We start from the raw sequence: 21,718 nt of genomic DNA on the forward strand, positions 1-21,718 counted from the left end.
GGCTTCCGCGGGCCCATCCAGCCCGAGTGCGTCGATCAACCGGCGCTGTCTGAGCAGGAGCGTGGTGAGCGCGACGACGTCGCCGCGCGTCGGCTGGTGCGTCATGCTTTCCTGCACCGCTTCGACGATCGCCTCCAGCGTATCGGTGATTTCGCGCGAGACATCCTGCAGGTCCAGGAAACGCGGATCGGCGGCCGCGGCCGCAAGCGTTGCGACCGAGACGCGACCGATACCGTGCGGCACCTTCGAGCCTGCATCGCTATAGCCCTCCGGCAGGTCGCCTTTGAGGTTGCTGACCCGTCGCCTGAGGATGACGTCCATGATCTGGTCGACCGCCTGGCAGGCGCCCGCCACGCGGGAGGGATGATCGGTATCGGCGGCCGCATGCGGTAGAAGTTCCAGCTTGCCGGGATGCCGCTCAGCGACCTTGAGGTAGGGCAGCATCGGCCCGCCCAGGACGCCGCTCGTCGCATTCTTGAAAAGGTCGGCATCGATTGCGGCGTGGCGCAGCCGGCCGGAGGTGAGTGCCCTGTCGAGCGCGGCCGTATCCACCACCTCACCGCGATCGTAATTGACCAGAACGGCGCCCCGGTTCATCGCCGAAAGCACGGCGTCGCCGACGAGCCCGGCATTGGCATAGCGGCGGGTTTCCGCATCCAGCCGGCCCAGGCCGACATGGACGGACAGCACATCCGCGCCGCTCGCTGCCTCGACAGGCGTTGGTGCGAAGTCGAAGCCTTCGGCTTCAATCCATTGCCGATGGCTCGGGCGGGCGTAGATCGACACCCGCATGCCGAAGGCACGGGCGAGCTTCGCCACTTCGCGGCCGATATTGCCATAACCGAGCACCGCCATCTTGCGGCCCTCCAGCTTGGCTGTGGGGTAGGATTTCAGGTCGCGGCCCGTATCGAAATCGCCCGCCGCAACACGCTGGTGCAGCATATCGACCGGGAGATCCGGGATCACGTTCAGGATCGCCTTCATCACCATCTGCGCGGTCGCGCGGGTGTTGATGCCGGGCGTGTTCATGAGCGGCGCGGTACCGCCCTCCCCGTTGCCGCCGCCCCAGGATGCCGATCCCATATTGCCGGTGCCGGCGCCGATGCGCACGCCGCCGAGCGGAAAGACGGCTTGTTTGGGGATGAAGGTCGCAGCGGCGATCAATGCATCGTAGCGACCGTCCGCGGTCTGCGCGATGATTTCAACCTCGGCGCTGAGATCGGGCTGATAGAAGAAGTGAATGCCCGGCGGCAGATCCTCGCGCTTGTAAGCCCCGTCGTGAAAATGCCCGCCGCGGGCTTCGATATAGGCGCGCACTTCGCCTGCGTCGGGCCGCCCCTCCGCATCGAAGCGCAGGCCGACCAGATCGGCGATCAGGACCTTGTAAGCGCGATCGAGGCCATCGGTCGTTTCGGTTTGCCGCTCCTGCATGTTCCCCTCCAAATCCTCACCCGTTTCGTAGGCGAGATTGCCGGACCGGGCAAGCCGATCCGGTTGTCAGGTGCCGCCCAGCGGCGCGGAAAGAACGGGACTGTCCCCGCTTTCCAAGAACTCCCGCACCGTTGGCGGAAGCAGTCTGGAGTTCTGCGGCATCACTCCGCAGCGTGACAGCAGGAGCCGGCGGTCGGTATCGGCGCCGAGATGGCGCCAGATGGCCCGCGACGCATAGGGCTGGTTCTGCTTCCGCCAGGATATGCCGAGCGTCATGCCCTTCAGATAAACGCGCTGATGGGTTTCGAACGGCGCCAGGATGGTCTCGGCGATCATCGGCTCGTCGCGCGTGCTGCGCTCGACGATGAAGATGCGGTTCTGCAGGAAAGAGACCAGCCCGACATATTTCGTGAATTGCCGGATCTCATGCGGGCGATCCTGAATTCGCTCGATGGTTTTGACGCGGACCACGCCGTCTTTCTCGTCGATCCGGGCGCAGGAACAGACGATCATGCCCGGCCATGACAGGGAGACGTGGTAAGTCTGGTAATAGCCGAGATGCCGCCGCAGCGCCGGGAGATTGCCCGGAAAGCACGCCTGGAGCGCGTCCGCCTCGAAGGCAGCGCCCGATGAACTGAGCAGGCGCTGCTCGAATTTCACCGGATCAAGCGAGAAATCGCCCGGACGCATGCCGAAGAACGCCGCGATACGTGCCAGATTGTGCGGCGACGGCATTGCCTCGCCGTTCACATAGCGATTGAACTGCTGGCGGTTGACGCCAAGCTGGCGGCAGATCTCCGACACCGACTTGCGGGTGCTGCAAGCGTGGCGGAGATTGACCGCAAATGATGTGTCCTGCATGTCGATCCTTTGCCACGGTAGCGTAAATCAGCGTAATCTCGCGTCAAGTCGTGAAATATCAACGCACCAGGATATTCGCTACGACTGGGCACGACGACCCCGGCCATGTTCCGGGGTGACCACAAGAACGGGAACCGCCCACATGACGCCTACCTGGAAGTCCGAACCTTACGCCAATGCCGGCCTCAACCGCCGCGCCTTCCTCGGCGGCACCGCAGCCCTCGGTGTTCTCGCTGCGACCGCGACGAGCCTTGCGCCCGGCCGCGCGCAGGCCCAGGAGCCGAAGCGCGGCGGACACCTGAAGCTTGGCCTGAACGGCGGCGCTGCGACCGATATGCTCGACCCGGCAGGCTACAGCGCCGGCGTCGCCTTCGTCACCGGACGCTGCTGGGGCGACACGCTGGTGGAATCCCATCCCGAAACCGGCGCGGCCGTCCCATCGCTCGCCGAATCCTGGGAGCCGTCTGCGGACGCTTCGGTCTGGACCTTCAAGATCCGCAAGGGCGTGCAGTTCCACGACGGCAGCGAGATGACCGTCGCCGATGTGCTGGCCACGCTCAAGCGTCACGGCGACGCGGGCTCCAAGTCCGGTGCGCTCGGCCTTCTCGGCTCCATCAAGTCGATCGAGGACAAGGCGGGGGACCTCGTGATCACGCTCACCGAAGGCAATGCCGACCTGCCGCTGATCCTGTCGGACTATCACCTGATCATCCAGCCGGGTGGCGGCATGGAGAACCCGCACGCTGCAATCGGCACGGGCCCCTATAAGCTCACCTCCTTCGAAGCGGGCGTGCGCACGACCTTCGAGAAGAACGCGAACGACTGGCGCAGCGACCGCGGTTTCGTGGAAAGTGTCGAGATCATCGTGATGAATGACACGACGGCGCGCATTGCGGCCTTGTCGTCCGGACAGGTCCATTTCATCAGCATGGTGGAGCCGAAGACCGCCGCTCTCCTGAAGCGTGCTCCGACGGTGGAAATCCTTCAGACCGGCGGCAAGGGCTTCTACAGCTTCCTGATGCACTGCGACACCGCGCCGTTCGACAACAACGACCTGCGCCTCGCGCTCAAATATGCCATCGACCGCCAGGAAATTCTCGATCGCGTGCTTGGCGGCTACGGAAAGCTCGGCAATGACTATCCGGTCAACACAGCCTACGCGCTGGCGCCCGACGATATCGAGCAGCGCATGTTCGATCCCGACAAGGCCGCGTTCCATTTCAAGAAGTCTGGCCATTCCGGCGCAGTCGTCTTGCGCGCTGCCAATGCGGCTTTCCCGGGCGCCGTCGATGCCGCCGTGCTCTTCCAGGAAAGCGCCAAGAAGGCCGGCATCGCCATCGACGTCAAGCGCGAGCCGGATGACGGCTACTGGACGAATGTCTGGAACGTCCAGCCGTTCTGCGCCTCCTACTGGGGCGGCCGGCCGACGCAGGATTCGCGTTACGCGACCTCCTATGTCTCGAACGCCGAATGGAACGATACGCGCTTCAAGCGTCCGGACTTCGACAAGATCATCCTCCAGGCACGCGCCGAACTCGACGACACCAAGCGCCGCGAACTCTACCGGACGGCGGCGCTGATGGTGCGCGACGAGGGCGGACTGATCCTGCCCGTTTTCAACGACTACCTCAACGCCTGCTCTAAGCAGGTGAAGGGCTATGTCCACGACATCGGCAACGACGTCTCGAACGGCTATGTCGCCAGCCGCGTGTGGTTCGACAGCTGAGCCAGCGCCGCATCGGCCTGACGGGGTGATCCATCCCGTCGGGTCAGTCGTCTCCCTTTGACCAAACGGATACTGTCCATGTCCCGCGCCTTCACCGTCATTGAAAACGAATGGATCACGCTTGCCGATGGCACGCGGCTCGCCGCCCGCATCTGGATGCCGGACGGCGCGGTCGATGATCCCGTGCCCGCCGTCTTCGAGTTCCTGCCCTACCGCAAGGGCGATGGCACGAGCCCGCGCGACGAATCCACCTATCCGGTCTTCGCCGCAGCCGGCATTGCCGGCGTGCGCGTCGATATCCGCGGCTCGGGTGAATCCGATGGCGTCATCGATGGCGAATACACGCCGCTCGAGCTGGCCAATGCGTGCGAACTCATCGCCTGGATTGCAGCACAGCCCTGGTCGAACGGCTCGGTCGGCATGATGGGCATTTCCTGGGGCGGGTTCAACTGCCTGCAGGTCGCGGCCCTCAAGCCGCCGGCGCTGAAGGCCGTCATTTCCATCGCATCCACGGTCGATCGTTACAATGACGACATCCATTACAAGAACGGCACGCACCTTTCCGCCCAGCTGTCCTGGGCCGCGACGATGCTGGCCTACCAGTCGCGCTCGCCCGATCCGGCGATCGTCGGCGACCGCTGGCGCGACATGTGGCTGGAGCGCCTCCAGAAGGAAGACTTCTTCATGGAGGAGTGGCTGCAGCACCAGCGCCGCGACGCCTTCTGGCAGCACGGTTCCATTTGTGAGGATTTCGATGGTTTCCCGCTGCCCGCGCTCGTCATTGCTGGCTGGGCGGACGGCTATCGCAACACGCCGCTGAAGGCGGTCGAAGGCCTTGGCGACAAGGCGAAGGCACTGATCGGCCCCTGGGTGCACAAATATCCGCATTTCGCCTGGCCGAAGCCGCGCATGGATTTCCATGCGGAAGCCATTGCCTGGTGGAACCGCTGGCTGCGCGGCGAGGAAAACGGCGTCGAAAAGACGCCGCAGGTCCGCGCCTATATCCAGGATGCGCCCAAGCCCGCGCTGCGCCGCGAATTCGACCCCGGCTTCTGGGCCGCGAAGGATAGCTGGGAGACGCCCGAAATGGCGACTTTCTATGTCGAGCAATATGGCACCCTTGCGCCCGGCATGCCGATAACGGGTGCGTCCGGGCATGACCGCTACCTGAAATCCCCGCTCGATACCGGGATCATGGCGGGTGAGTGGTTCACACTGAAGCCGGATGCTGAAATGGCGCTCGACCAGCGGCTCGACGATGCCGGATCGCTCGTGATTGAAACGGCGCCGCTTGCCGAAGCGCAGGATTTTCTCGGTCAGCCCGTGCTCGAACTCGATATCTCGACGGAGGCGGAGATCGGCAACCTCTGTGCCCGCCTTGTCGATATTCATCCTGACGGTACGGCGACACGCGTCACCTTCGGCGTGCTCAACCTTGCCCATCGCGATGGAAATGCAGAGCCGAAGGCGATGCCGAAGGGTGAGAAAACCCGCATCCGCCTCGTGCTGGACGCGATGGGCTACCGGTTCCGCCCCGGCCATCGCATTCGCCTGTCGCTCTCCACCGCCTATTGGCCCATGGTATTGCCGCCGCCGGTCGATGCGGGGGTGACCATCGACCTCGCCTCGCTCGGCCTTGCCCTGCCCAAGCTCGGCGAATTCAGGGTTATCGACCTTCCCGAGCCTGAAAATACCGATCCCTTGCCGAAATACACCGAGCTCGCGCCCGGTGAAACCGCGCGCGGCGTGGAGCGCGACCTGACGAATGGCCTCACGGAGTATACGATCTACGAGGATACCGGTCTCCACGAGCATCCGGGCACGGGACTGGCGACACGGCAGGTGCGTGACGAGCTTTGGTCCATCGCCGAAAATGACCCTCTGTCGATGACCGGCACCTCCGTCTGGACCTGCGACATGCAGCGCCCCGGCTGGTCCGTGCGCACGATCTCCACCTCGTCCATCGCCTGCACCAACACGGACTGGCTGATCTCCGCGAACGTGCGGGCCTTCGAGGGCGAGACGCAGATCTTCGAGAAGACCTTCGAGAAGAAAATCCCGCGCGATTTCATGTGACCCAAACCATTTCCGGTGCATGTGAATTCACCGGAAATGGCTCTGCCTTTTCGTTTTCGCTGATTTTCCGACGGCAAAGCATTCCCTGCTTCGGCTGGAAATATTCTAGTGAAAATCGCGCGACTTGACGCGGATCTCGTCGATATGGCCATAGCCGTCGACGAGATTGCGCGGTTTGACGAGTTTCGGCATGTCGCGCCTGTCGGGCGAGGGACTGCCGTGGTGAAACTCGTCACCCCGGCCATGCGGCAACGGGAAGGGTCCTTCGCGCCGGCCGACGCTGGCGAGCATGCCGGACAGGTCCGTGAGGTGCTGCGCCACGACATGCACCACCTCGCCTTCCCGCTGGACATAGCCCTTCACGCCCAGCATGGATGCCCCCATCACGACCCTGCGATAGGTGGCAAACACCTTCTTCCAGACGACGAGATTGGCGATGCCCGTCTCGTCCTCGATCGTCACGAATATCACACCCTTTGCCGAGCCCGGCCGCTGGCGAACGAGAATGACGCCGGCTGTCTCGACCGGTTGACGGTCGCGCAGATTGGCCGCGACATGACAGGAAACGATCTTTCGGCGCGCCAGATCTTCCCGCAGGAAGCTGACGGGATGTGCGCGCAGCGTCAGTCCGACATGGCCGTAATCCTCGACGACCTCGTTGCCGGCGGTCATGGGACGGAGGGCGACCTCGGGCTCGTCCAGCTCCGCGATGACCGCCTCTTCCCGCCGTGCCGCCGCGGCAAAGAGCGGCAAGGGTTCGTCGCGCAACGCGCGGATCGCCCAGAGCGCCTCGCGCCGGGCAAGGCCGAGCGACGGCCGGAAGGCATCCGCATCCGCCATTTCGACAAGGGCGGCAACCGGCAGGCCGGAGCGGCGCCAGAGATCGTCCACCGAGGCGAAGGGCTCATCGGCCCGTGCCTGGACGAGCCTACCCGCCTCCGTGTTGTTCATGCCCTTGATCATCCGTAGCCCGAGCCGCACGGCAAAACGATCCGGATCATCCGTGGGCTCCAGCGTGCAATCCCACCGGCTTTCATTGACGCAGACCGGCAGCACCTTGACCCCATGCTCCTGAGCATCACGCACGATCTGCGCAGGAGCATAGAAACCCATCGGCTGCGAATTGAGCAGGGCCGCGCAGAAGACATCGGGGTGGTGGCATTTCATCCATGCCGAGGCATAGGCGATGATCGCGAAACTGTAGGCATGGCTCTCGGGAAAGCCGTAGGAGCCGAAGCCTTCGAGCTGGCGGCACATGCGTTCTGCGAATTCCCGGCTATAACCTTTGTTGAGCATGCCATCCCGTAATTCATCCCGGAACTTATCGACGCCGCCCGTCTGCTTGAATGTGGCCATCGCCCGGCGCAACTGGTCGGCGCGGCCAGGTTCGAAACCGGCGCATTTGATCGCAACTTGCATGGCCTGTTCCTGAAACAAAGGAACACCAAGGGTTTTCTTGAGAACCTTCTCGAATTCCGGCTTGGGGTACTCGACCTTCTCCAAACCTTGCCGGCGCCTGAGATAAGGATGCACCATATCGCCCTGGATGGGGCCGGGACGCACAATCGCCACCTGAATGACCAGATCGTAAAGCTTTTGGGGCTTGAGCCGCGGCAGCATGGACATCTGCGCCCGGCTTTCGATCTGGAAGGTACCGAGCGTATCGGCCTTTGAGATCATATCGAACGTCGCCTCGTCCCTGTCGGGTATAGAAAGCGTACAGATCGTCCCCTTGTGCTCTCTTAGGAGATCGAAGGCTTTGCGCATGCAGGTGAGCATGCCCAGTGCCAACACATCCACCTTCATGAAATTGAGGCTTTCGATATCGTCCTTGTCCCATTCGATCACCTGGCGATCGTCCATGGCGGCAGGCTCAATGGGTACGAGATCATCAAGCCTGTCCTGCGTCAGTACGAAACCGCCTGGATGCTGGGAGAGATGGCGCGGCGCGCCCGTCAGTTCTCGCGCAAGCTCGACAAGAAGACGCATGCGCCGGTCATCGACATTGAAGCCGATATCCTCGATCTGCGCCTTAGGAATATCGTTCGACCACCCCCAGACTTGAGAAGACAGCGCCTTAAGCACATCTTCCGGCATGCCGAGCGCACGCCCGACATCCCGCATGGCACCGCGCGAGCGATAACGGATGACCGTGGCACAGAGGGCCGCATGGTTTCTGCCATAGGTCTCGTAAATCCACTGTATGACCTCTTCTCGCCGCTCATGCTCGAAGTCGACGTCGATGTCAGGAGGCTCGCCGCGTTGTTCGGAAACGAAGCGCTCGAAAAGCAGGCCGTTGTTCGTGGCATCGACAGAAGTAATGCCCAACACGTAGCACACCGCACTGTTGGCCGCAGATCCCCTGCCCTGGCAGAGAATGCCCATCTTGCGGGCCTGGCGGACGATGGAGTTCACCGTCAGGAAGTAAGGCGCATAGTTCATGCGCGCGATGAGGGCCAGTTCGTGGTTCAGCTTCTCGCGCACTTCCTGCGGCACGCCCTGGGGATAACGCTCCTCGGCCCCCTCCCAGGTGTATTTCTCCAAAGCCTCCTGCGGCGTGTAATGCGCGTATTCTTTTTCCTCGGGATACTGGTATTGCAGCTCGTCCAGCGAGAAACCGCATCGCTTGACGATCTCCAGCGTACGCCCGAGCGCCTCAGGGTAACGGGCGAAAAGCCGGTGCATCTCCTCCGGCGGCTTGAGGTAGCGGTCGGCATGGCGCTCGCGCAGGAAACCCGCATTGTCGATGACCACATTGTGGCGGATGCAGGTGACGACGTCCTGCAACATGCGGCGGCCGGGCTCATGGTAGAGCACGTCATTGGTCACGACGGTGGGAACCCGATGCTGGGCGGCGAGATTGGAGAGCTGCCAGAGCCGTAGCTGGTCGTTCGGCCGCCGGCGCAGGGTCAGCGCCAGATAGCAGCGCCCGCGGAAGGTCTCAGTCAGTCGGCGCAGATGAAAACCGGCCGTTTCATCGGCCTCGTCAGGCACGAGGACGGCCAGAAGCCCCTCGCTCCACGCTACCACGTCGCGCCAGTCGAGATGGCACTTGCCCTTGCCGGCCCTCTTCTTGCCGATGGTGAGCAGGCGGCAAAGCCGGGCATAGGCCTCCCGGTCCGTGGGATAGACGAGCAGGGACATACCATCGACAAGGTCCAGCCGGCAGCCGACGACGAGACGGACCATGTTTCCATCGGCCGGCAGTTCCTTGACCGCGCGATGCGCCTGGACGATGCCGGCAAGACTGTTTCGGTCCACCACGGCCAGGGCTTCGATACCAAGCGCACTGGCCTGGGCGAACAATTCCGCGCAACTGCTCGCCCCGCGCAGGAACGAGAAATGGGACGTGACCTGAAGCTCGGCGTAGCGCGGGTTCATGCGAAAATCCCGTGCAGGAACCAGCGGCCGAGGCCGCCCGCGGCCTGAACCTCATCGCCGGAACGAAACAGCCAGAAGCGTTCCCCCATGGCATCCTCGACCTGGAAATAATCGCGCACGGCCGCGCGTTCGCCGTCACGCTTCCACCATTCGCCGAAGACGCGCTCGGGGCCATCGGCACGCTTCACCAGCCGCCGCACGCCGCGCCAGGTGAAGGAGGCCGGCGGATGGTCCGGCAGGAGCGCCATCACCTCTATGGGTTCAGGGCGGGCCAGCAGACGCGCCGGGCGTGGCCACTGCCCCTGCCATGTCGCACCGGCATCCGGCGCCAGCGGCGCGACACGCTGGAAGGACCGTTCCGGGACATCGCTCTCGACCGGGGCGATGCGGTAAAGGCGGGCGGCGCCGATGCGGTTGGCGATGACATCGACGAGGCCGGCAATATCGGCAGGCGCCTCCTCGATCAGCGAGGTCGCCGCCTGTTGCAGGACAAGCGGTTCGGCCAGTGTCGCGGAAAGCTCCATGACCTCGATGCCAAAGCCGGGCTCGATGGTCTCGATCCGGTCGCAGAGCAGCCGGGCAAGGCGTTTTTCATCGCGTACCGGACGGGCCGTTCCGATACGGATCGCCTGCAGGGAATTGTCGACGCGGTGAAAGATGAGGTCGAGCCGGCGGGCGCCGAGGCCGCGCTTTTCCAGGGCCAGACAAAGGTCCTGGACCAGCGCCGTCGTGTAGCGCGCGATGGTTTCGGGCGCACCGATCGGCTCGCCGAAGCCTTTGCGTGCGACAATCCGCTCCGGGTCGCGCAGCGGGTCTACGGGCTCGCGGACAATCCCTTCCAGCTGGTCCAGCCGGCGGCCAAGGAGAGGCCCGAAGCGCAGCACCAGCGGTGCGCGCGGCACGGCGAGCAGGTCGCCGATCGTCGAAAAGCCGAGCACATGCAGCCCCGCCACGATCTCGGGGGGAATGCGCAGCCCGTGGATCGGCAGCGGCGAAACGCTTTCGACGGCGCTTCCCGGAGGGATGACACGGACCGGATCGGCAAGGAAGCGGGCTGCTGCAAAGGCTGCGCCCCATGTATCGGCCACCGCGGCGCGAGCGATAATGCCGGAAGCGCCGAGGCGATTGACGAGGCCGCTCAGCATAAGCGCTTCTCCGCCGTGCAGATGGTCGGCGCCGGTCGTGTCGATGACGAGGCCATCCGGCGGATCGGGCGCGACGATGGGGGCATAGTGCTGAAGAGCCCAGAGCGAAAGCCGCTCGAGGGCTGCCGCATCGGCCGCAGGATCGGCCGGCAGGGTGAGGATGTCAGGCAGGAGCGCGTGGGCCTTGGTAAGCGGCATGCCGACACGCAGGCCAGCCTGCTCGGCCGGGCGGCTGACCGCCGTCACGACGCGGCGCGTGCCCTCGCGACCGACAAGCACAAGCCGGCTGTCAGGCGGAGGCGCTTCCGCGCCAAGCGCCCGCCGCAGCCGGTCGATCGGCCAGCCGGGGAGAAAAAGCGATACGACCCTCGGCATCGGATGCCTCCACTTCGAATTCCGCCGCCTCGCCCGCGCGGCATCGGGTAAGCTCCAGCAGCCATCGCGCCCGGCCGACGCCGGACACCGGAAGCGGCACGGATGGCCGCACGGAAACCCGCCAGCGCGTCACCGCGGCCGATGGCAAGGTGAAGGCATCCGCCTCGGCACGGCTGCGAAAGCGGCGCACGGCAAGCCCGAGCGTGCCACCGGCCTCCGCCGCGAGTTGCAGGCGGCGCGACGCGGTCATGGACAGACGCGCGACTTCCGCTACCACAGCCCCAAGCCCGCCATGGCGCAGCCCCTCCTCGAAACAGAGAAGCAGGCTCTTCTCGTCACCGGCTTCCACGTAAAGGACGCGCCCCGGGGCAAGCCCCGCCTGGGCAAGCGCCGGCGCAAACAGGTCGGGCCGGGTCAGGCACCAGAGCACCTGCCCCCGGGTTCGCGCGGCGATACCCGCGGCAAAGAGCATGGCGGCCGTGCCCTGGACGGCATCGTTGCCGCCACCGCAGACTTCATGAAGGCTGGCAAGCGCAAGCCCGCCGCCAGGCAACCGCTCATCGATCTCCGGCACGCCGAAAGGCAGCACCGCCCGGTCGCGCACCGCCCGGCCATCGAACTGGCGGATGCGGTCGCGCAGGCCGGCGACGACAGCGCGGGCGGCGGCGGAGGACATCGATACAAAACTCCCTGGCTCGGACGGCATGTTCTTTATTTGTTCTCAATTCCGGAAAGAGTCAATCGTCGTTCCCGGTGGGAAAGATCACAGTTTGAATCATCGGTGGGAACCAACTTGCCCGGCGGAAGTTTCCCCTCACGCCATTCCAACAATCCAGGAGACACATCCATGGCTGACGAAAAGAGCACCGGAAAGCGCACGCTCGGCGTCGTTGAAGGTATCGACAGCATTTCAGAGGAAGCCCGCACTGCTGCAGCCGAGGCGGACATCAGCGCACAGATCGAGGCCCTGAAGACGGAAATCAGCCGCATGAAGGAATCGGTCGGCCTGATCGCGGAAGGCACCGGTCAGCTTGCCGTCGCCAAGGCGGAATCGCTGCGTGAAGATCTACGCCAGACGATCCAGGCCAATCCCCTCGCCACCCTCGCCGGTGCGGCCTTCATCGGTTACCTGTTCGGCCTGCGGCACCGCTGAGTTTTTCGCAAGTCACACCAAAAAGCCCGGCAATGCCGGGCTTTTCCGTATCGACGATCGCTGTTCTTAGAACCAGCGCTGGCGGCGGGGCTCGCTTTCATAGGAGCCGAGCAGATAACCGATAAGGACGCCGGCAAGTCCAGCCGTCAGAACCACGGTGGAAACGGCAGCCGGATGCTCGCGTGCGGTCTGGGCAACAGCAGCACCTTCATTGCGCACATAGCGGGTGGCAGAACGCACGGCAGGGCGCGCAGCGTCTACAGCCTCGCCTGCACGCTCACGGACCGCTTCGTAAGCCTCGGCGCCACGCTCCCCAAGATCCTTCTGGAGGGCTGCGATTTCTTCACGAAGAGCGGAAATCTGGGATTGAACGTCATTGCTTGCCATTACGGTCTCCTTCTTAGCAATGAGACACGAACGGTTGGCGCGTAACTTGGTTCCAGGGCTGCGGCAGAATTACAGGTCAGCTTGCCTGCCGGCGGCCGTCGCGGCGGATCTGTGAGGGCGTGTCGCCGAAGGCGGCGCGAAAACGGCGCGTGAAATGCGACAGGCTCTCGAAACCGGTTTCAAGCGCGACTTCGATCAGCGGCTTGTTGCTGCGCATCACCATGTTCAGCGCCGCCGCCATGCGGATCTTCATGTAGACCGCGCTTGGCGAGGCCCCCATGTCGCTCTCGAAGAGGCGTTCGAGCTGGCGGCGGGAAACATTCGTCATGTTGGCGATGCTGTCGATGGAAAGCAGATCCTCGGTATGCTGCTCCATCATCATGATGGCGAGATGGACCCGGCGATCGCGGGCCTCCAGGCCGAGCGGGTTGCGCGGCTGGATATCCGTTGCATCGCGCCGATGGCGGATCTGCAGGATTTCCAGCGCATTGCGCTCCGCCGCCTCACCGACATGGTGGCGCACCAGCGTTGCCGCGAGATCCGCGACGCTGCTGCCGCCGGCACAGGTCGCGACCTTGCCGTCAAACCGGAAAATCTGCTCGGATGTCGCCTCGATATCGGGATAGCGCGCGCGGAAATCGCGGTGATGCAGCCAGCTCACACAGGCCGTGTGGCCCTTGAGCAAGCCGGCCTCGGCCAGGATGAAGCTGCCCGTACACAGGCCGATCAGCCCGACGCCCGCCTTGGCCGCCTTGCGCAGATAGTCCCGGGCATAACTGTCGATCGGCTCCTCGACCGACAGAAGGCCGCCGACGACGGCGATGTAGTCGAAACAGGAGGGGTCGGCAAAGGGCGCGGTCGGCGCGACCTGGATACCGCTGGAGGAGGAGATGAAATTGCGCGTGCTGCTGATCACGTCCCAATCGCAGTTGACGCGGCGCGAGCGATCCTCGCTGTCGCTGGCAAGCCTGAGCGTATCGACGAACAGGGCGAATGCCGACAGGGTGAAACTCTTGGACAGGATAAAGCCGACGCGCAGCGCCTTCGGCGCCGATACGCCGTGCATCTCTTTCGATGTCCGAACCCCTACGCCCATCCATATCTCCTATTGTGCCTGCCACTATGGCCGCCAATCGGCCCTTCTGGCAAGAGGCTCATCGCATTCGGCTGCCGTTGGCTAATCCCCGGCAGGCATCAACCGCGCTCCTTGACCGTCTCCATCGCCACATTCGTCGACGTGCTCGCGACATAGGGAAGATTGGAGATACGCTCGCCCAGCACCAGGCGGTATTTCTTGATGTCGCGCGTGCGGATCTTCAGAAGATAATCGAAACGCCCCGCGATCATATGGCATTCCTCGACCTCCCGGATCTTCTTGACCGCCGCATTGAAGCTCATCAGCGCCTCTTCCTGCGTATTCGTCAGCTTCACCTCGGCGAATGCGATATGATCCAGGTTCATCTTGGCGGGATTGAGGATCGCCTTGAAGCCCTGGATGAAGCCATCGGCGATCAGCCGCTTGAACCGGTTCTGGCACGGCGTCTTGGAAAGACCGACCTTTTCGGCAAGTTCGGCCACCGGAATGCGGCCGTTTTGTGCGAGCTCCTCGAGGATTTTCCGGTCGAAGGAATCCAGCGGACTATCAACATTGACTATTTCAGGCAAAGAAACCTCCAAAATTGGAAAAATAGAACCATATGGCCTAATTTTCAGCAATATGAGGTCAATTCGCTTTCGTGCGCAATGGTATTGTTGCGATGTCTTTCCGTGCAGACATCGAACCGCTTCCGATAGGTCCTTCCATGCAGAACTCTCCAGCCGCTTCCGCTTCCCCCTCCGGCGAAGCCGTTCCACCATTTTCGCACTTCGCGCCGCCCATTCGCGAGCAAAGCGAGTTGCGTCGGGCGATCACCGCAGCCTATCGCCGGCCTGAGACCGAGTGCCTGCCGCCGCTCGTGGCCGCCGCGCGTGTTTCCGAACGCCAGCGCTATGACATTCGCAGCACCGCCCGCACGCTGATCGAGGCGCTGCGCGCCAAGCACAAGGGCACGGGCGTCGAGGGGCTGGTGCAGGAATATTCGCTGTCGAGCCAGGAAGGCGTGGCACTGATGTGCCTTGCCGAGGCGTTGCTGCGCATTCCCGATACGGACACGCGGGATGCGCTGATCCGCGACAAGATCGCGGAAGGGGACTGGACCTCCCATATCGGCGGCGGCAAGTCGATGTTCGTCAATGCGGCGACCTGGGGCCTCGTCGTCACCGGCAAGCTCACCTCCACGGTGAACGACCGCGGCCTGTCCGCCGCCCTCACCCGGCTTATCGCGCGCGCCGGCGAACCGGTCATCCGCCGCGGCGTCGACATGGCCATGCGCATGATGGGCGAGCAGTTCGTCACCGGCGAGACCATCGAGGAAGCGCTGAAGCGCTCCAAGCCGCTCGAGGCGCGGGGCTTCCGCTATTCCTACGACATGCTGGGCGAGGCCGCGACCACCGCCGCGGACGCCGAGCGCTACTACCGCGATTACGAGAAGGCCATCCATGCCATCGGCAGGGCCTCCGGTGGACGCGGCATCTATGACGGTCCCGGCATCTCCATCAAGCTGTCGGCGCTGCACCCGCGCTACGTTCGTGCACAGGCCGGGCGCGTCATGAGCGAGCTGCTAACCAAGGTGAAGGCGCTCGCCGCCATCGCCAAGAGCTACGACATCGGCCTCAACATCGACGCCGAGGAAGCAGACCGCCTGGAACTGTCGCTCGATCTGCTCGAAAGCCTGTGCCTGGATGCGGACCTCAGGGGCTGGAACGGCCTGGGCTTCGTGGTGCAGGCTTACGGCAAGCGATGCCCCTTCGTGCTGGATTACATCATCGACCTCGCCCGCCGCGCCGGCCGCCGCATCATGGTGCGCCTCGTCAAGGGCGCCTATTGGGATGCCGAGATCAAGCGCGCGCAGCTCGAGGGCCTTGAGGGTTTCCCGGTCTATACGCGCAAGATCTACACGGACGTCGCCTACGTCGCCTGCGCCCGCAAGCTGCTGGCAGCGCCGGACGCCGTCTTCCCGCAGTTCGCCACGCACAATGCGCAGAGCCTCGCCACCATCTACCAGCTCGCCGGCCCTGATTTTTCCGTCGGCAAGTACGAGTTCCAGTGCCTGCACGGCATGGGCGAGCCGCTCTATGACGAGGTGGTCGGCAAGGACAAGCTGGACCGTCCCTGCCGCATCTATGCGCCGGTCGGCACCCATGAGACGCTGCTTGCCTATCTCGTGCGCCGCCTGCTCGAAAACGGCGCCAACTCTTCCTTCGTCAACCGCATCTCCGATCCGAAGGTTTCGGTGGAATCGCTGATTGCCGATCCCGTCGATATCGTCGCCGCGATGCCGGTCGTCGGTGCGCCGCATGACCAGATCGCCCTGCCCGACGCCCTGTTCGGCAAGGCCCGCGCAAATTCGAAGGGGCTCGACCTTTCCAACGAGACGACACTTGCGGAGCTTGCCGGCGAACTCGCGGGCACCGCAGCACAATCGTGGCATGCCGCACCGCTGCTGGCCGACGGCGCCAGCGACGGCGAAACGAGCGACGTGCTGAACCCGGCGGATCATCGTGACGTGGTCGGCCGTGTCACCGAAATCCGGCCCGAGGATGCGGAACGCATCGTTGGCGTCGCGGCGGACAATGTCGCCGCCTGGTCCGGCGTTTCGCCGGCCGAGCGGGCCGCCTGCCTGGACCGCGCGGCTGACATCATGGAAGCCCGTATCGAACCGCTGATGGGCATCATTATGCGCGAAGCCGGAAAGTCGGCGGCGAACGCCATCGGCGAGGTGCGCGAAGCGGTCGATTTCCTGCGCTATTACGCCGAGCAGGCGCGCCGTACGCTGGGCCCATCGCATCTGCCGCTCGGCCCCGTCGTCTGCATCAGCCCGTGGAACTTCCCGCTCGCCATCTTCACCGGGCAGGTTGCCGCCGCCCTGGTGGCGGGCAACGCGGTTCTCGCCAAGCCGGCCGAGGAAACGCCGATCATCGCGCATGAGAGCGTGAAGATCCTGCACGAGGCCGGTGTGCCCGTCGGCGCGCTGCAATTCGTGCCCGGCGCAGGCCGCGTCGGTGCAGCCCTCGTCGGTGCGGCGAAGACGGCCGGCGTCATGTTCACCGGTTCGACCGAAGTCGCCCGCCTCATCCAGGCGCAGCTTGCCGAACGTCTCTCGGCCGGCCGCAAGCCGATCCCGCTGATCGCCGAAACCGGCGGTCAGAACGGCATGATCGTCGATTCCTCGGCACTTGCCGAACAGGTCGTCGGCGATGTCATCGCATCGGCTTTCGACAGCGCCGGCCAGCGCTGCTCGGCACTCCGGGTGCTCTGCCTTCAGGACGATGTTGCGGACCGCACGCTCACCATGCTGAAGGGCGCGCTCAACGAACTGACGCTCGGGCGCACCGACTGCCTCAATGTCGATATCGGCCCCGTCATCACCGCCGAGGCCCGCGACGGCATCGTCAAGCACATCGAGCATATGCGCAGCCTCGGCAACAAGGTGGAGCAGCAACCGCTGCCTTCAGGCACGGAAAACGGCACCTTCGTCGCGCCGACCATCATCGAACTGAAGACGCTCGCCGATCTCAAACGCGAAGTGTTCGGCCCGGTCCTGCACGTCATCCGCTTCCGGCGCGCCGATCTCGACCGGCTGATCGACGATATCAACGCCTCCGGCTACGGCCTGACGTTCGGCCTGCACACGCGCCTCGACGAGACGATTGCGCATGTCACGAGCCGCATCAAGGTCGGCAACGTCTACGTCAACCGCAACATCATCGGCGCGGTGGTCGGCGTGCAGCCCTTCGGCGGGCGCGGCCTGTCCGGCACCGGCCCCAAGGCCGGCGGTCCGCTCTATATCGGCCGCCTCGTGCAGAAGGCCCCCGTGCCGCCGCAGCAGGATTCGGTGCATACCGATCCGGCGCTCAGGGATTTCATCACCTGGCTCGACCGCAAGGGCAAGACCGACGAGGGCGAGACCGCCCGCAGCTTCGCCAACCGCTCCGCGCTCGGCCTGGAGCGGGAACTGACCGGGCCCGTCGGTGAACGCAACATCTATGCGCTTCATCCGCGCGGCCGCGTGCTGCTCGTTCCGAAGACCGAAACCGGCCTTTTGCGTCAGGTCGCCGCCGCACTGGCGACGGGCAACCAGATCGTCATCGACCATGTCGAGGGCCTGAAGCCCGTCATCGCGGACCTGCCGGCCGCCGTTGCCGCCCGCCTGTCGTGGTCGACGGACTGGACGAAGGACGGCCCGTTTGCCGGTGCGCTGGTGGAAGGAGACGCGGCGGACATTCAGCGCGCCAATGCGCGCATTGCTGGCCTGCCCGGCCCGCTCGTGCTCGTACAGGCCGCGACGACCGACGAACTCGTTGCTGATCCCGAAGCCTACTGCCTCAACTGGCTGCTGGAGGAAGTCTCCACCTCCATCAACACGGCCGCTGCCGGCGGCAATGCCAGCCTGATGGCCATCGGCTGACGCTGTAGTGGTACGGCTCGCGACAGGCAGGCCGTACCCTCCTTCCCTTCACGACCTCCGCCGCTCGCGGATATGCGTGCCGAAGGAAACGCCGACCAGCAGCAGGCAGAAGCCGAGCGCCAACGGCGCGTAGAACGCCTCTTCCTGCAGCACGGCATTCGCGCAGATCGTAACGACGGCGACGAAGGCGAAGAGGAAATCGGGCTCCCCCGTCTCCGACAGCCGGCGGCCGGCGGCGACGACTATGCCGGCCAGGAAGCCGAAGAAGGCGAGGCTGCCGATCCCCATCTGCGAAAGCATCACGCCCACCGCGCTTTCGACTGGAACCGCCGAGATGCCCTCCCCCTGCGCACGGTCCCAGTCCAGATTGGCGCCGTCGCTTGAGAGATTGCCGCCGATGCCGAGCCCCTGCCCGAGCGGGTTTCCCAGAAAATCGCGGATGCCCGCAAAGAACCCGAGCACATGGTAATCACCATGGCGCGCACCATAGACGGTGGCGGCGAGCGTCCACGCTGTGGCAAGCGAAAGGACGACGGCGAGCGTCAGGCGGAGGCTGGACGCTCGCCAGAGAAGGCGACTTATCAGTGCCACGCACAGCAGGAAGGCCGCTCCCTTGGAGCCGATCAGTAACAGAAGCGGAAAGGCGGCAAGCGGCAGCGCGCGATGCCCCCGGAAAAGCAGCCAGGCGGATGAGAGGCTGAGAGCATAGGCATAGCTGATCGGATGGAAATTCGGCCCGGCATTGCGGAAGATCCGCGGCAGCGCATCGCCGAACAGGGCGGTGTTGAAGAAGGTTGCCGTCATGGTGTCTTCCAGCCCCCGTAGCACGAAACCCGTCTCCCGCAGGGTCTTCTCCCAGACCCCCGCCTCGATCTGCGCCTTGAGGCCCCGCTGGACATAGAGATCGCCATGAAAGAGCCCGAGGAAATCCATGCGAAAGACCTGCTCGAGATAGCCGTAGGCCATCGCGACGATGCAAAGGCAGATCATCGGCAACCGCAGGTCCACGCGGTAGAGCGTGGCGGCAACGATCGCGATGTGAAAGCAGGCGATCGGGGTGATCGTGTTTCGGAAGTAAACGATCGCATCCCGCGGCTCGCCACGGACCGCGCCGAGCAAAAGATAAAGCAAGATCACAAGGCAAAGAACGAAGGTCATGACCAGCCATGGTCGCAGCCCCGGCACTGAACGAATCCGGGACGAGAACGCCGCCAGCACAAAGAGGCCGAAGCCCGTCATCAGGATGACGAAGTTGGCGCCGCGCAATGCATCGAACGTGCCGTCATCAGGCACGAACGGGGTGAACCACGCGACGACGAGATTTTGAAACAGGAACGCGCAGGCGATGACCGCCGGCAGCGCCGGTGGCACGGCAATGGCAAGAACGGCCGTCAGGAGACCCGTGGCGACGACGCCGAAGGGCGTCCATACGGCGAACGACGCCACTGCGACGATGATCGTCATGAGGGCCAGGAAGAGATGAAAGGCGCCGTCGGCCGGCTCGACGACCGGCCCGAGCGCATGAGGCTGAAGGGAGGCCGGAGCCGCGATTTCAACCTTGGCCATCAGATCGATCTTTGATGGCGGGATCATCATCGACGGCGACGATAAGGGTCGCACTTCGTTTCACGTCATCGTCTCGAAGTTTGTGGCGCAGCTGGTCGCGCATCCGTGCACCGGCATCCGCCGGCGTGAAGGTGAACAGCATCAGATCGGCGGAAGCGAAAAAAGCCGTTTCCCATCCATGAAAATCAATCGGCGGCGCGAGCAACAGGATAAAATCGAAGCCGTCGGCGAGATGATCCTCAAGCATGAAGGGCCTGCCATCCGTGCCCGGGGCAAGCTGCCGCACGATGGTCGGCAGGCCGCTTGCCCCGTTGACGGATACCCCGGCCATGACCGAACCGGAGCGTCCGTGTTTCACGAACTCGACGATGAGGACCTTCTGGCCCGCTTGCTGTAGCCCAAGACCGATCATCGCGCCTGTCAGTTGCGCTTCCGATGGACTGTTCACGGAGGAGACCAGCAGCGTGTAGGGCGCCGGATGCTCTTCGAGACGAGCGACGATACGCCGGATGAGCTGGAGCGTGCTTCTGGAAAAGACGGCTCCGGCGGGCTGGAGAAGCCGCCGCCTCATGGCGCGGATGCGGGCGGGGATACTCGATCCCGGCAAACCCGGAAGTTCATAGTGGCCGAGATGGACGGGCACGGCCTGGCTGCCTGAGAGCGATCGGTGCGTGCGCATATCCACCGGCTTGTCTTCGGCGCGGCCCGACGGGACGGATCCGCCTGCCACGGCAAGCCCACACCCCGCAAGGAAGCCGATGGCGGCGCTGACCGGCAGGATAAGCGCGGGTGTGGGCCAGGACGGCTGGACGGGCGGCGACGCAACGCCGATCACCCTTGCCTCGGACAGCTGGAGACCCCGCATCTGTGCGGTCTCCTCCGTCCGTTTCAGCACATCGTCCAGCACTGTGCGGGCCGCCTCTGCCTTTGCTTCCAGCCGGCGCAGTTCCACACGCGCCGCATCGGCCGCCTGCGACTTGGCGCGCATCTCGACGAGCTTGGTTTCAAGAACCCGGACGGCGTCGTCGGCCAGGTCCTGCTTCGCTTTCAGCTCGCGCGTGATGCGCCCGGCTTCGGCGGTCATCAACGCCTTGGTCCGGGACAGTTCCGATCGGAGGCGGCGCACGGTCGGATGATGAGGCTGATAGACCGTATCGGCATTGGCGATGGCCGCGGCGCGCTGGTTGTAATCGGCGCGCAGTCCGTCCAGAGCGACCGACGAGACGATTTCCGAAAGCCTTGCCGCGCCCGGCTGCGCCCGCTCAGCCGCGACCGCCTGTTCGTAGCGCCCCCGCGCGGCATCGGCCTTGGCCCGCGCGTCGATCACCTGCGTGGTGAGCTGGTCGATCTGCGATTGCAGCGTGCCGCCGGCCGCGGGATCGAGAAGCTCGTGCCGAACCTTGAAATCGGCCACGGCACGCTCCGCTTCGGCGACATTGCGCTGGAGGTTGGAAAGCCTTCCCTTCAGGCGTGCATTGACGTCGTCATTGGCGTTCTCGCGCTCGCCGGCAAGACCCGCGGTGTAACGTGCCACGATCGCATTGGCGATTGCGGCTGCCTTCTGTGCGGAGCGGGACTTGAAGCTGACCTTGATGACATAGGTCAATCCTGCGCGTTCCACGGACACGCGCTTTTCGAAACGGCGGAAGATGGCATCCCGTTCGCGGCCGCCTGCCCCCGTCAGGAAGGAGAGGATGCCGGGATCTGAGAATTCCGGATCCTGCGCGATGCGCTGGCTTTCGAACACGCGCATCAGCAGATCCCGCGACTCGATGACGAAGACCTGGCTTGCGACGGCTGCGCTGTCGGCGCCGATACCGGGCAGAACCGTCTCGAACTGGGTGGAGCGCGCATCTCGCGGGTCGACGAGCAGGGACGCCGTCGCCGTATAGGTCGGCGTCGTCACGGCAAGATAAAGCAGCGCCAGCGAAAGAGCGGCGCCCACACAGAACAACACCCGCCAGCGCCCGCGCCAAAGGCGCGCCCAGAGGTCTCCGACGTCGAACAATGGCGGGAGAAAACTCCCGGCCGATGCAAGTGCAGTCATCCCTGCCGTCCATGTGAACCGGGGCGAGCATAAGCCGCGCCGTCAACCACTACCCAAGGTTAC

Annotated in this window: 13 protein-coding genes and 1 pseudogene; 4 read left to right on the forward strand and 10 right to left on the reverse strand. The window is 64.4% G+C overall.

The features are described 5' to 3' along the window. Positions 1 to 1,398: pseudogene (locus tag GR158_RS23955) on the reverse strand (NAD(P)-dependent oxidoreductase); the annotation flags it as partial. A 99-nt stretch (positions 1,399 to 1,497) separates the two neighbouring features. Then, positions 1,498 to 2,292: a helix-turn-helix transcriptional regulator gene (locus tag GR158_RS23960; RefSeq protein WP_160872898.1), complete on the reverse strand. Its 795-nt coding sequence runs from the start codon at positions 2,290 to 2,292 to the stop codon at positions 1,498 to 1,500. Positions 2,293 to 2,434: 142 nt separating this feature from the next. Here GR158_RS23960 and GR158_RS23965 point away from each other — a divergent pair, with 142 nt between their 5' ends. Further along, positions 2,435 to 4,018, forward strand: a complete 1,584-nt coding sequence (locus GR158_RS23965; protein ID WP_160872899.1) for an ABC transporter substrate-binding protein — start codon at positions 2,435 to 2,437, stop codon at positions 4,016 to 4,018. A 78-nt stretch (positions 4,019 to 4,096) separates the two neighbouring features. Continuing rightward, a complete protein-coding gene (locus tag GR158_RS23970) occupies positions 4,097 to 6,094 on the forward strand; it encodes a CocE/NonD family hydrolase (RefSeq protein ID WP_160872900.1) in 1,998 nt (665 codons plus the stop codon). A 105-nt stretch (positions 6,095 to 6,199) separates the two neighbouring features. Here GR158_RS23970 and GR158_RS23975 read toward each other — a convergent pair whose 3' ends face one another. From GR158_RS23975 to GR158_RS23985, 3 genes are read right to left on the reverse strand one after another with little or no spacing between them, the layout of a single operon-like run. After that, positions 6,200 to 9,475, reverse strand: a complete 3,276-nt coding sequence (locus tag GR158_RS23975) for an error-prone DNA polymerase (RefSeq protein WP_160872901.1) — start codon at positions 9,473 to 9,475, stop codon at positions 6,200 to 6,202. Continuing rightward, entirely contained in the window at positions 9,472 to 10,995 is a 1,524-nt protein-coding gene (locus GR158_RS23980) for a DNA polymerase Y family protein (protein WP_160872902.1), read from the reverse strand. The genes GR158_RS23975 and GR158_RS23980 overlap by 4 nt, the downstream gene beginning before the upstream one ends. Next, the gene (locus GR158_RS23985; RefSeq protein ID WP_160872903.1) at positions 10,910 to 11,671 is read right to left on the reverse strand and encodes an ImuA family protein; all 762 of its coding nucleotides are present in this window, start codon (positions 11,669 to 11,671) and stop codon (positions 10,910 to 10,912) included. Before GR158_RS23985 ends, GR158_RS23980 begins: the two co-directional genes overlap by 86 nt. 171 nt (positions 11,672 to 11,842) lie before the next feature. On the opposite strand from GR158_RS23985, the gene GR158_RS23990 reads away from it, so the two are divergent. Continuing rightward, positions 11,843 to 12,148, forward strand: coding sequence for a hypothetical protein (locus tag GR158_RS23990; RefSeq protein ID WP_134651285.1), 306 nt, complete (start codon positions 11,843 to 11,845; stop codon positions 12,146 to 12,148). Positions 12,149 to 12,214: 66 nt separating this feature from the next. Here the strand turns inward: GR158_RS23990 and GR158_RS23995 are convergent, their stop codons facing one another. The 3 genes from GR158_RS23995 to GR158_RS24005 form a co-directional block, all read right to left on the reverse strand. Continuing rightward, positions 12,215 to 12,535 (reverse strand): hypothetical protein, encoded by a 321-nt coding sequence (locus GR158_RS23995; RefSeq protein ID WP_134651287.1) that lies wholly within the window; start codon positions 12,533 to 12,535, stop codon positions 12,215 to 12,217. A gap of 76 nt (positions 12,536 to 12,611) precedes the next feature. Next, positions 12,612 to 13,631: a GlxA family transcriptional regulator gene (locus GR158_RS24000; RefSeq protein WP_134651289.1), complete on the reverse strand. Its 1,020-nt coding sequence runs from the start codon at positions 13,629 to 13,631 to the stop codon at positions 12,612 to 12,614. Between the two features lie 98 nt (positions 13,632 to 13,729). After that, complete coding sequence (locus GR158_RS24005; RefSeq protein WP_246665780.1) at positions 13,730 to 14,200, reverse strand: Lrp/AsnC family transcriptional regulator; 471 nt, start codon at positions 14,198 to 14,200, stop codon at positions 13,730 to 13,732. A 137-nt stretch (positions 14,201 to 14,337) separates the two neighbouring features. Between GR158_RS24005 and putA the strand changes: the two genes are divergently transcribed. Further along, complete coding sequence (gene putA, locus GR158_RS24010; RefSeq protein WP_160872905.1) at positions 14,338 to 18,042, forward strand: trifunctional transcriptional regulator/proline dehydrogenase/L-glutamate gamma-semialdehyde dehydrogenase; 3,705 nt, start codon at positions 14,338 to 14,340, stop codon at positions 18,040 to 18,042. A 48-nt stretch (positions 18,043 to 18,090) separates the two neighbouring features. Here putA and GR158_RS24015 read toward each other — a convergent pair whose 3' ends face one another. Both GR158_RS24015 and GR158_RS24020 read right to left on the reverse strand, forming a co-directional pair. Further along, positions 18,091 to 19,608 carry a hypothetical protein gene (locus GR158_RS24015; protein WP_160872906.1) on the reverse strand — a complete coding sequence of 506 codons (1,518 nt, stop codon included), beginning with the start codon at positions 19,606 to 19,608 and terminating at the stop codon, positions 18,091 to 18,093. Then, the gene (locus tag GR158_RS24020) at positions 19,595 to 21,655 is read right to left on the reverse strand and encodes a GumC family protein (protein ID WP_160872907.1); all 2,061 of its coding nucleotides are present in this window, start codon (positions 21,653 to 21,655) and stop codon (positions 19,595 to 19,597) included. The genes GR158_RS24015 and GR158_RS24020 overlap by 14 nt, the downstream gene beginning before the upstream one ends. Positions 21,656 to 21,718: the final 63 nt, after the last annotated feature.

It is taken from the genome of Shinella sp. AETb1-6 (assembly GCF_009826875.1).
Taxonomy (GTDB): domain Bacteria; phylum Pseudomonadota; class Alphaproteobacteria; order Rhizobiales; family Rhizobiaceae; genus Shinella; species Shinella sumterensis.

Excerpts from the sequence above, each read along its gene's own strand:
- GR158_RS23995 (WP_134651287.1), bottom strand. The coding sequence starts at position 12,535 with ATGGCAAGCAATGACGTTCAATCCCAGATTTCCGCTCTTCGTGAAGAA.
- GR158_RS24000 (WP_134651289.1), bottom strand. The coding sequence starts at position 13,631 with ATGGGCGTAGGGGTTCGGACATCGAAAGAGATGCACGGCGTATCGGCG.
- GR158_RS23965 (WP_160872899.1), top strand. The coding sequence starts at position 2,435 with ATGACGCCTACCTGGAAGTCCGAACCTTACGCCAATGCCGGCCTCAAC.
- GR158_RS24020 (WP_160872907.1), bottom strand. The coding sequence starts at position 21,655 with ATGACTGCACTTGCATCGGCCGGGAGTTTTCTCCCGCCATTGTTCGAC.
- GR158_RS23975 (WP_160872901.1), bottom strand. The coding sequence starts at position 9,475 with ATGAACCCGCGCTACGCCGAGCTTCAGGTCACGTCCCATTTCTCGTTC.
- GR158_RS24015 (WP_160872906.1), bottom strand. The coding sequence starts at position 19,608 with ATGGCCAAGGTTGAAATCGCGGCTCCGGCCTCCCTTCAGCCTCATGCG.
- GR158_RS23985 (WP_160872903.1), bottom strand. The coding sequence starts at position 11,671 with ATGTCCTCCGCCGCCGCCCGCGCTGTCGTCGCCGGCCTGCGCGACCGC.
- GR158_RS23960 (WP_160872898.1), bottom strand. The coding sequence starts at position 2,292 with ATGCAGGACACATCATTTGCGGTCAATCTCCGCCACGCTTGCAGCACC.
- putA (WP_160872905.1), top strand. The coding sequence starts at position 14,338 with ATGCAGAACTCTCCAGCCGCTTCCGCTTCCCCCTCCGGCGAAGCCGTT.
- GR158_RS23970 (WP_160872900.1), top strand. The coding sequence starts at position 4,097 with ATGTCCCGCGCCTTCACCGTCATTGAAAACGAATGGATCACGCTTGCC.
- GR158_RS23990 (WP_134651285.1), top strand. The coding sequence starts at position 11,843 with ATGGCTGACGAAAAGAGCACCGGAAAGCGCACGCTCGGCGTCGTTGAA.
- GR158_RS23980 (WP_160872902.1), bottom strand. The coding sequence starts at position 10,995 with ATGCCGAGGGTCGTATCGCTTTTTCTCCCCGGCTGGCCGATCGACCGG.